Raw genomic sequence first — 8,659 nt, 5'->3', positions numbered from 1 at the left:
ACGTGTTACTGAGCCGTCCGCCGGTGCGCGCAGAGCGCGCCCCATGACTCGCATGGCTTAGTCGGACCCCCATAGCAGTGGCCTCCGGCAGGATCAACCGGAATTGAGCAAGGAGTACGGCCGGTGGAACTCCCCTCAAATGGGGGAGTACCGATTCCCGTCCGGGGGTTTGGTCGGGGTGCCGGGCCTGCCTTACCCCCGAGGGGTCCGCCTTTCGGCGTTTCCTCGGGAGCGCACCTGGTGTGACCCGGGCTGGAGGGCGGGGTTCATCGTTGGGTGCTTTGCACCCGTTCCCCCCGACGCCGCCGTCTTGGCGCCCGGGTCTTCGTCGCCCCCTGTTCGGGGGCTCCACCCAATAGGGACGAACCCCCGCAGTGAAAAATTTTTGCAAAACCCACCGCAGGGGAGATTTTTGAAAAAGAACCTGTTAAAATCGAGAACTAGAATGCACAAGGATAGACATGAAAATGTTAAAAATTTTTGCAATCAGAGGCGGAGTATTTCCGGAACAATGCTTATCTTCGAGACGGGAGTGGGTATTGTGTTCGTGACGGCGAGCTCATCAACAGCATTGCTAACCCTCTCAATGGCACCCTCGGCAAAGACCCCGTGAGTGACTCCAACGAAGATTCTCTCTGCGCCGAGCTTCTTCAAAATCTCAGACGCCTTGACCATGGTCCCTCCGGTGCTTATGATATCATCAACTATCAGCACGTTCCTGCCCTTGACGTCTATATCAACCGGCCTCATCTCAACCTCAGTTGGGGATATGCGCTTCTTCTCGAAGTGGCTGTACTCAAGGCCGAGCTCTTGGGCGACTGCCCTGGCCCTCTCGCGGGCGCCTTTATCGGGGGCGAGGACTATGCCATCACCCAGCTTCTCGCGGAAGTAGTCCGCTATGACCCTCGCAGGGGAGACGTTAACCCCCTTGCCAGGGAAGTACCTAAGGGTCTCAGGATTGTGGAGGTCGAAGATGTAGAGTTCATCGTAGTAGATGCCGAGCGCCTTCATTATCGCCCTCACGCTCACCGGCTCACCATCCTTCGTGACCCTGTCCTGCCTGCTGTAGGCGAAGTAGGGAACGACAGCACGGAGTTTCTTGAAACCCTTCTCCCTGAGTGCGTCCCCAATAAGGAGTAGCTCAACGATTTTCTCGTCCTGCGGTGCGAAAGTAGAGCTGACGACCGTTGCCTCACTACCTGAACCGAGAACCCGAACGTACTTCTCCCCGTCGGGGAACTTCCTCAGCTCGACCTCGATGAGTTCTCCCCCGAGTTCCCTGAGCTCCCCCTCAAGGTGCTTCCCACCGCTCCCGATAACGAACATGAGCGCCACCTCCTTTGACGGTTTCCTGTTGAATTACTGCCTTATAAACCCACCGTCATACCAAGAGAACGGCAATAACCCCCGCGAGGAAGATTCCATCAAAGGTTCCTGCGCCACCTATGCTGACCATCGGCGCCCCAAGGCGCTTGATTTTCTCCCAGTTCATCAGGTCGGCCCCGATGAGGACCCCAAGCGTTCCGCTGACGTAGGCAACCAGCGTCGGGTTTCCGTCCCCTAGGAGCCAGCCGAGGAGAACCGCTATGAGCGGGGGAAAGAGCGTCGGCATCGCGATTCCAAGGCCCCGAACCGGTCTCGCGACGGCGTTGCTGAGGAGCGAGGCGATGAAAACCGCGAGAAGGGTGTTCAGGAGAAGGCCGTACTCACCGAGGTAAACGAGGCGGAGTAGCTCGTAAATAGATATGCTCAGCGGGACGAGTGCACCGCCAACGTTGACGGCTATGACAGTCTTCCGCTCCTCCCAGTCGAAGTATGGCATCGGGTAGAGGATTCCAAAGAAGCCGATTTCCCGAACCCTAATCACGGGCTCGTAGGTCACTTCCTCCGCTATGGGTATGTTTATGAAGCTCCCCACGAGCGCGAAAATAAAGAGGGTAATCGCCACACCGGGCGGAAGGCCGAGCCTGTGGAACGCTATGAGAACAGCACCCGAGAAGAAAAAGAACGTGAGGACGAAGACAACCGCTATGAGGAGCAGGAAAGGCCAAGTGAGGGGTGGAAACAGGAAGCGCCTCGCCTTATTCATCCTTAACCACCACGTTGGCCCATATCTGGACTCCCTTGGCCATCTCCACTTCCTTGGGCTTCTCAAACTTCTCGGCGTTCCTGAGCACCCACGCGTAGAGTGGCTTCCCGTTGGAGTACTCGCGGAGGAAAGAAACGCTCGCGCGGTGCTTGTCCTCGTGCTCAGCTAACTCCTCAGGCGTGAACGGTCCGAGAACGTCGACGAGCTCTGCCTTCCCTATGGCCTTTCCGTTGCTGATTATCAGAATCTCCCCTCTGATTTTCGTTCTCGTCTTTCTAATCTCCCACACTTTCTTGCCCTCGACGATTAGGCTCGCGTAGGGTTCCCTCACGATGAGGCCCTTTTTCTTCTCCATCGCCATCGCCCTTAGTAGGTTTCGAGCTTAATAAAACCAACGCTGGGAAAACTTTAAGTCCGCTTTATCGAAGGCACTTGAGGAGGTCGAACCGATGAAGGTCATCTGGTACGGTCACGCATGCTTCTGGATTGAGACGAACGGGGTGAAGATACTGATAGACCCTTACCCAGAGGTTGACGACGACCGAATTGGCGAGGTTGACTACATCCTGATAACCCACGAGCACACGGACCACTACGGAAAGGTCGAGCTCCTGTCAAGGCTCCGCGACGCCACGGTAATAGGCCCCAAGCAGGTCTACCTGATGGCGGTGGCAGATGGCGTTACGAAGGTCAGGGAAATCGAGGCGGGACAGACGATAGAGCTCGAAAACGGCGTAAAGGTTACGGCCATCTACGTCGAGCACCCGTCGAGCCAGTACCCGCTCGGCTACCTGATAGAGGGCGACAAGAGGCTCCTCCACCCCGGAGACACCTACGCAGGCCCAGTGTTCCAGAGGCTTCGCGGTAAGGTGGACATCCTGCTCGTCCCGATAAGCGGTCGCTCAACCGCGAACGCGAGGGAAGCAACACAGATAGTCGAGGACGTGAGACCGAGGGTTGTAATCCCGATGCACTACGGCGTTTACAACGACGCCGACCCATCGAAGCTGGCCGAGGAACTCAGGAAGAGGCGCGTGTGGGTGCTCTTCAAGGAGCCGAAGCTCTACGAGGAGATGTCCTTCTGAGGGAAAGGCATGCTCTCCACAGGCTCGCGGAAGCTCGACGAACTGCTCGGGGGAGGCTTCGCTCCTGGAGTCCTCACCCAGATTTACGGCCCCTACGCTACAGGAAAGACAACCTTAGCCGTTCAAACAGGAATTCTGAGCGGTAAGAAGGTCGCCTACGTGGACACGGAGGGGGGCTTTTCTCCCGAACGGCTGAAGCAGATGGCAGAAGCGAGAAACCTCGACCCCGAGGAAACACTGTCGCGCTTCATCCTCTTCACTCCCGCCGACTTCAAGGAGCAGAGAAGGGTTATAGGCTCGCTGAAGAAGGTCGTTGACGAGTCCTTCTCGCTCGTCGTGGTGGATTCCATAACCGCCCACTACAGGGCCGAGGAGAACAGGATGGGCCTCCTGACCGACCTGAGCAGGCAACTCCAAGTTCTCCTCTGGATTGCAAGGAAGCAGAACATCCCCGTTCTCGTCATCAACCAAGTGCACTACGACAGCAGGCTGGAGAGAACGAGGCCAGTGGCGGAACAAACCCTCGGCTACCGCTGTAAGGACATACTCCGCCTCGACAAGCTTCCGAAGCCTGGGCTGAGACTGGCGATTCTCGAAAGACACCGCTTCCGCCCCGAGGGGACGATGGTCTACTTCAGGATTACGGAGAAGGGGATAGAGGACGTTGGTGAATGACGTCGTTGAGGTCAAAGGCGAGAAAGCCCTCTTTCCTGAGTTCTTCCTTACCCTTGAGTTCCCTCGCTACGATGCCAAACCTGTAATCCCCTTTGAGCGAGAGGAGTTCAGCCTTTCGTTCAAGGGCATTTAGAACTTTCCTCGCGTCCCTCAGGCTCAGGTCTTTCCACTTCACCTCGAAGAGAACAACGTTTTTCCGGTCGTAGGCAACCACGTCTATCTCTTCTCCCCTGTGCCACCACCTGCCAACGCGCTCGGGCCTAAAGCCGAGGTCGAGCCCTCTCACGAAGTCCAGGGCTATTCTCTCGTAGGTTTTGCCAACGAAGGCAGGAAACTCGGCCCTAAAGCGCTCAAAGACCTTCTCGGGATTCTCCTCAAGGGCGGTGTAGTTGTGGTAAACGAAGCGGAACCAGAAGTTGAAGAACTCGTCGCTTATGCGATAGATTACTTTCCTCGTCTTCAGAGGGTTCTCGGTGACGGGAACTTCTCTCATCAGGTACTCGAAGTGGTTCGTCAGCTCGCTGAGGTACTTGCCGACGGTGAGTAGCTTCATACCCGTTTTGTCGCTTATCTCCTTGGGCGTGACGTAGCCGAGGCTGACCGCTTCGAGGATTGAGAAGTGAGCGCGGTAGAACCTGCCGAACTCCAGCTTAAGAACGTTCAGGCCCTCTTCCCTCAGCGGGGCAAACTCATCGAAGAACAGCGCCTTCAGGGCTTTGAGAGAGTCTCCACGGTAGTAGCGCGGGACGTAAAGGAGGTACCTTGGCATTCCGCCCAATGCTGAATACAGCTCAACGAAGTCCTTAGGTGGAACATCAACAAGAGAGCGCACGAAGTTAAATGAAGTCCAGAAGTCGAAGGGCTTGAGCTTAACCCACTCGTCCACCCTGCCGAAGAGGGGCTCTTTTCTATCCATGAAGATGCGCTTAATCATGCCGACGTACGAGCCAACTGCGATGAGCATGAGGTTTGAGGTCTCCTTTTTCTCGTCCCAGAGCCTCTGGAGGGATGAGAAGAAGGAAGGTTTAACCGTCTTGAAGTTCTGGAATTCATCAAAGACCACAACAAGCTTCCTCTCCCGCGAGTAGTCGAGCAGGAACTCAACCAGCTCATCCAGAGAGCCGAACTTTGGTTTCATATATGGGGGAAGGTGGTGGGAAAGCTTTTCCTCAATCTCGCGGGAGTACTCCTCGAGGAGCAAAGCCTCGTCCTTCTCACCCACGAAGAAGTATAGGCCGAGCTTATCCCTTAAGAACTCCCTGGCCAAGGCGGTCTTCCCGACCCTCCTCCTGCCGTAAATCACGAGAAAGCTTGAGCCTGGAAAGGAGTAAACCTCGTTGAGCTTTTCAAGCTCGCGCCCCCTGTCGTAGAACATATTACTCACCGAGTATATTACTGAACGGGTAATATTTAAGGGTTGTGGGGAATCAAAGCCAAGACTAACAAGCTCGGCACGCCCCTAAGCCACGAAGTTACCAAACGTTTTTGAGAGCTATCTTCAAACACCCGCATATGAACTCCCCAGAAACCGAAAGAACACACCAGAGAAAAAGGCTCAAGTTACCGGTTCTTCCCGGCAGCAGGAATCTACCCCCAAGGACATTGAACGGCTAATAAACCTCGGCCAGGGTAGTGAGATAGCAGAGGAAATGAGAGTAAAGAAAACGGGAAGAGGTCGCCTTCAAATCCTCTCGTAGACCTCCTGTGTAATCCTCAGCACGGCCTTGTAGAGCTTCTCGCTTATTATGCCCTCCTCGTAGTGTTCCGCTAACTTCTCCTTGTCGATTATCTCCTTCGTCCCGTCGGGCCATTTAACGATGTCAACCTCGAGGTCAACGTAGCGCGCTCCATCGGGGTAAATCTCAACGGGAGTGTTGATGTTGTAGTACTCGCCCTTCAGGTTGCCGTTCTTGTCGTAGTAGCGGTGCACGAACCACCACTTGCCGGCCTCAATCTCTGTTATGGCGTAGTCGCCGAACTCTATCGGCAGGTCGAGGCCGTCGTAGAACTTGCCGGGCTTGAGGTGCCTCTTTATCGTGACCTTGAGCGGGTTGTGGCTGACCTCCAGAACTTCTCCCGGCCCAATCCTTATCCTCTGACCGTCGGGCTTGACGTGGTCGAGGCTGAAGAGCCAGCCCCTCCTCGGCCCCTTGTTCTCTATCAGAGCCTCCCAGAAGCCCTGGTTCACCTTCATCCTCTGGCCGGGAACCTTGGCGAGGATTCCCTCCGCTATCTCAACCGCGAAGCCGAGTTCGGGGTCTTTAGCCTTGAGCTGGTGGTGGCCCTCAACGGTGGGGATGACCTTGTTCCTTATCTCGTCGAGCTTCTTCTTGGCACCACCACCGAACTCGACCTCGTAGATGTTCCTGCCCTCTATGATGAGCGACGGCGCGAAGTATGTGTCAGCTTTCTCAAGTCTGTCTGCGAGCTTTGACAGGCGAACTATCTCGTCCCTCAGGGTGTTCCAGTCTTTATAAGCTGCCGCCGTCCTCCAGAGGATTCCCCACTCGCCGAGGTCTATGCTCAGGCCGAGGATTCTGAGCCTCTCGCGCTCCTGGTTGTCCCTTATCTTCCTCGAAATCTTCACGTGCCTCTGGGCCCCTATCGGCTTGGGAATCAAAACGGCGTAGTCGCCTGGAATAGTTAGGGTAGTGCTGAGGTGTGGCAGGAGGTTGTGCTTCTTTACCTGGACGAGAACCTCGTCCCCTTCGTTTGCCCTCGGGAGCTCGTTCTTGGGAAGGGTTCCTATCGCGCTCCCGAGGTCAACGTAAACGTACCTCTCATCAACCTTAACAACGAGACCCTTGTAGATGCCGTAAAGCTGGTAGGAGAGCCTTCTGAAGAAGACGTCGATGAGCTCGTCTTCGAGAACGGCTTTGGCCTCTTCAACGGCGTTTCCAACGAGAACGACACCGTGCCTGTCCTTTTTGTCGTAGATGTCAACGTCGAACTCGTCGTAGGTTTTCTCAAGGCCGAAGCGCTCGACTATCTTGTTGCTCGGCTGGCTTATGCCGAAGCCCCTGTCGAGGAAGAGCTTCGTTAGGGCCGTTGAGTAGATGCCCCGAATCCTAACCGTAAGCCCTGTGTCTGTAGACACCTTCACCACCCCTCATCTTCTTCTCCACCACTCCAATGAGCGCCAGTCCTTCAAGGATTTCCTCAGCGTCTCTCACTCCGCTGAGCTTCTCCACGTTTCTCGCCTCAACCCAGAGCAGGCCCTTGGAGTGCCATTCGAGCAGGGCCCTCTCGACGCGGTGAACGTCTGAGGAATGAGCGTAGAGCCTGTAAACGAAGCGAACGAGCGTGTCGAGCCTCTCCTCAAGGTACCTCGTTCTGTGGACTTCCTCCAGTATGCCAACGGGAACCTTTTTGTGGTTTTCGCCCAGGAATGCCAACCCCTCAACCTCGGCCGAGAGCTCGCCTATCGCCTTCCTCACCGCGTAGTCGTAGAGCCTGTGAAACTGGACCAGCCTGTCGAAGGAAGCCTTCAACCTCGCCCGCGAGTTGAAGTCGTCACCGCGGAGGAGCGAGAGGACTTCCTCAAGGCGGAACTTCATCTGGTGCTCGTTCTTGTAAAGCTCCTTCGAGAGCTCCTCAAGCCTCCCGCCGAACTTCGCCAGCTCACGGTAGAGCGACGAGGCCCTCTCAAGCTTCTCGGCCGAGAGCTCGTGCAGTGACCTGAGGACAGCCTCGAGCTCCTCAGCGCCCTTCTCACCGTAGAGCTCGGAGAACTTTGATTCAAAACGGGAGTGAAGCTTCTCAAGCTCCCCGAGAAGTGACCTGAGCTCGTCAACGTCCATCCCCGAAACCCCCTAAGGTAGGAGTTGGCCGTAGGCCTACTTTTACTTTTCGATTGGCGGAGTTAAACGAAACCGCTTACCCGAAAGCCTTTTTTAAAAGCTCGTGTATCGGGTTAAGGTGTTACCATGACCCTCTACGACCGCTTCGGAAGACCAGTAACGAACCTCAGGATTTCGCTCACGCAGGAGTGCAACTTCCGCTGCTTCTTCTGCCACCGCGAGGGCCAGCGGTTTTTAGCCAAAAACGAGATGACGCCCGAGGAGATAGAGAGAATCGTTAGAATAGCCTCTCGCCTTGGAATAAGGAAGGTCAAGCTGACGGGTGGTGAGCCAACGGTCAGAGAGAACATCCTCGAAATCATCCGCAGAATAAAGCCCTACGTGATTGACCTGAGCATGACGACCAACGGGAGTCGCTTGAAGGAGCTCGCCGAACCGCTTGCGAGGGCCGGTCTGGACAGGGTGAACGTCTCGCTCCACAGCCTCAAGCCCGACGTCTACAAAAGAATCACGGGCGTTGATATGCTTGAAACTGTCCTCGAGGGCATCGAGGAGGCGGTAAAGTATCTTTCGCCCGTTAAGCTCAACATGACGGTAATGAAGGGCCTCAACGATGATGAAATCTGGGACATGATAGACTTCTCGGCGAAAACAGGGACAATACTCCAGCTCATAGAGCTCGAAGCGCCGAGGGAGATGACGGAGACGGCCTTCTTCCGAAAGTACTTCTATCCGCTCAGGCCAGTTGAGAAGGAGCTCGAAAAGAGAGCAGTTGAAATCCGCGAGAGAACGATGCACAGGAGGAGGAAGTACTTCATTCCGACCGACTACGGCATAGCCGAGGTCGAGGTAGTTAGGGCGATGCACAACACGGTCTTCTGCGCCAACTGCACGAGGCTGAGGGTCACCTCCGACGGGAAGTTCAAGACCTGCCTGCTGAGGAACGATGATTTGATAGACTTCCTGAGCGCGATGAGAAACGGTGCAAGCGACGCGGAGCTCGTCGATAT

9 protein-coding genes and 1 rRNA gene are annotated in these 8,659 nt (G+C 55.7%); 3 read left to right on the top strand and 7 right to left on the bottom strand.

The genetic code is table 11. The annotated features are described in order from the left end of the window. From MVO87_RS03125 to MVO87_RS03110, 4 genes are all read right to left on the bottom strand, one after another. A 16S ribosomal RNA gene (locus MVO87_RS03125) occupies positions 1-104 on the bottom strand; the annotation flags it as partial. A 382-nt stretch (positions 105-486) separates the two neighbouring features. Continuing rightward, entirely contained in the window at positions 487-1,326 is an 840-nt protein-coding gene (locus MVO87_RS03120; protein ID WP_297515597.1) for a ribose-phosphate diphosphokinase, read from the bottom strand. 55 nt (positions 1,327-1,381) lie between these two features. Further along, positions 1,382-2,089 carry a DUF1614 domain-containing protein gene (locus MVO87_RS03115; protein WP_297515600.1) on the bottom strand — a complete coding sequence of 236 codons (708 nt, stop codon included), beginning with the start codon at positions 2,087-2,089 and terminating at the stop codon, positions 1,382-1,384. Beyond that, positions 2,082-2,450, bottom strand: coding sequence for an ASCH domain-containing protein (locus MVO87_RS03110; RefSeq protein ID WP_297515603.1), 369 nt, complete (start codon positions 2,448-2,450; stop codon positions 2,082-2,084). The genes MVO87_RS03115 and MVO87_RS03110 overlap by 8 nt, the downstream gene beginning before the upstream one ends. Positions 2,451-2,538: 88 nt before the next feature. Here MVO87_RS03110 and MVO87_RS03105 point away from each other — a divergent pair, with 88 nt between their 5' ends. Continuing rightward, positions 2,539-3,174: an MBL fold metallo-hydrolase gene (locus MVO87_RS03105; RefSeq protein WP_167729582.1), complete on the top strand. Its 636-nt coding sequence runs from the start codon at positions 2,539-2,541 to the stop codon at positions 3,172-3,174. A 9-nt stretch (positions 3,175-3,183) separates the two neighbouring features. Further along, complete coding sequence (gene radB, locus MVO87_RS03100) at positions 3,184-3,849, top strand: DNA repair and recombination protein RadB (protein WP_297515608.1); 666 nt, start codon at positions 3,184-3,186, stop codon at positions 3,847-3,849. On the opposite strand, the gene MVO87_RS03095 is transcribed toward radB, so the two are convergent. The 3 genes from MVO87_RS03095 to MVO87_RS03085 form a co-directional block, all read right to left on the bottom strand. Beyond that, on the bottom strand, positions 3,815-5,224 hold the full coding sequence (locus MVO87_RS03095) for an ATP-binding protein (RefSeq protein ID WP_297515615.1): 1,410 nt from the start codon (positions 5,222-5,224) through the stop codon (positions 3,815-3,817). The genes radB and MVO87_RS03095 overlap by 35 nt on opposite strands. Before the next feature lie 306 nt (positions 5,225-5,530). Further along, positions 5,531-6,946, bottom strand: coding sequence for a ribonuclease FAU-1 family protein (locus MVO87_RS03090; protein ID WP_297552141.1), 1,416 nt, complete (start codon positions 6,944-6,946; stop codon positions 5,531-5,533). Then, positions 6,918-7,649, bottom strand: coding sequence for a hypothetical protein (locus tag MVO87_RS03085; RefSeq protein ID WP_297515997.1), 732 nt, complete (start codon positions 7,647-7,649; stop codon positions 6,918-6,920). Before MVO87_RS03085 ends, MVO87_RS03090 begins: the two co-directional genes overlap by 29 nt. Before the next feature lie 126 nt (positions 7,650-7,775). On the opposite strand from MVO87_RS03085, the gene moaA reads away from it, so the two are divergent. Continuing rightward, on the top strand, positions 7,776-8,659 hold an 884-nt coding region (moaA, locus tag MVO87_RS03080; protein ID WP_297552139.1), incomplete at its 3' end, for a GTP 3',8-cyclase MoaA.

It is taken from the genome of Thermococcus sp. (assembly GCF_027063845.1).
Classification (GTDB): Archaea; Methanobacteriota_B; Thermococci; order Thermococcales; family Thermococcaceae; genus Thermococcus.
Note: the sequence above shows the minus strand (reverse complement) of the source record. Positions and strands in the feature narration are given on the sequence as shown.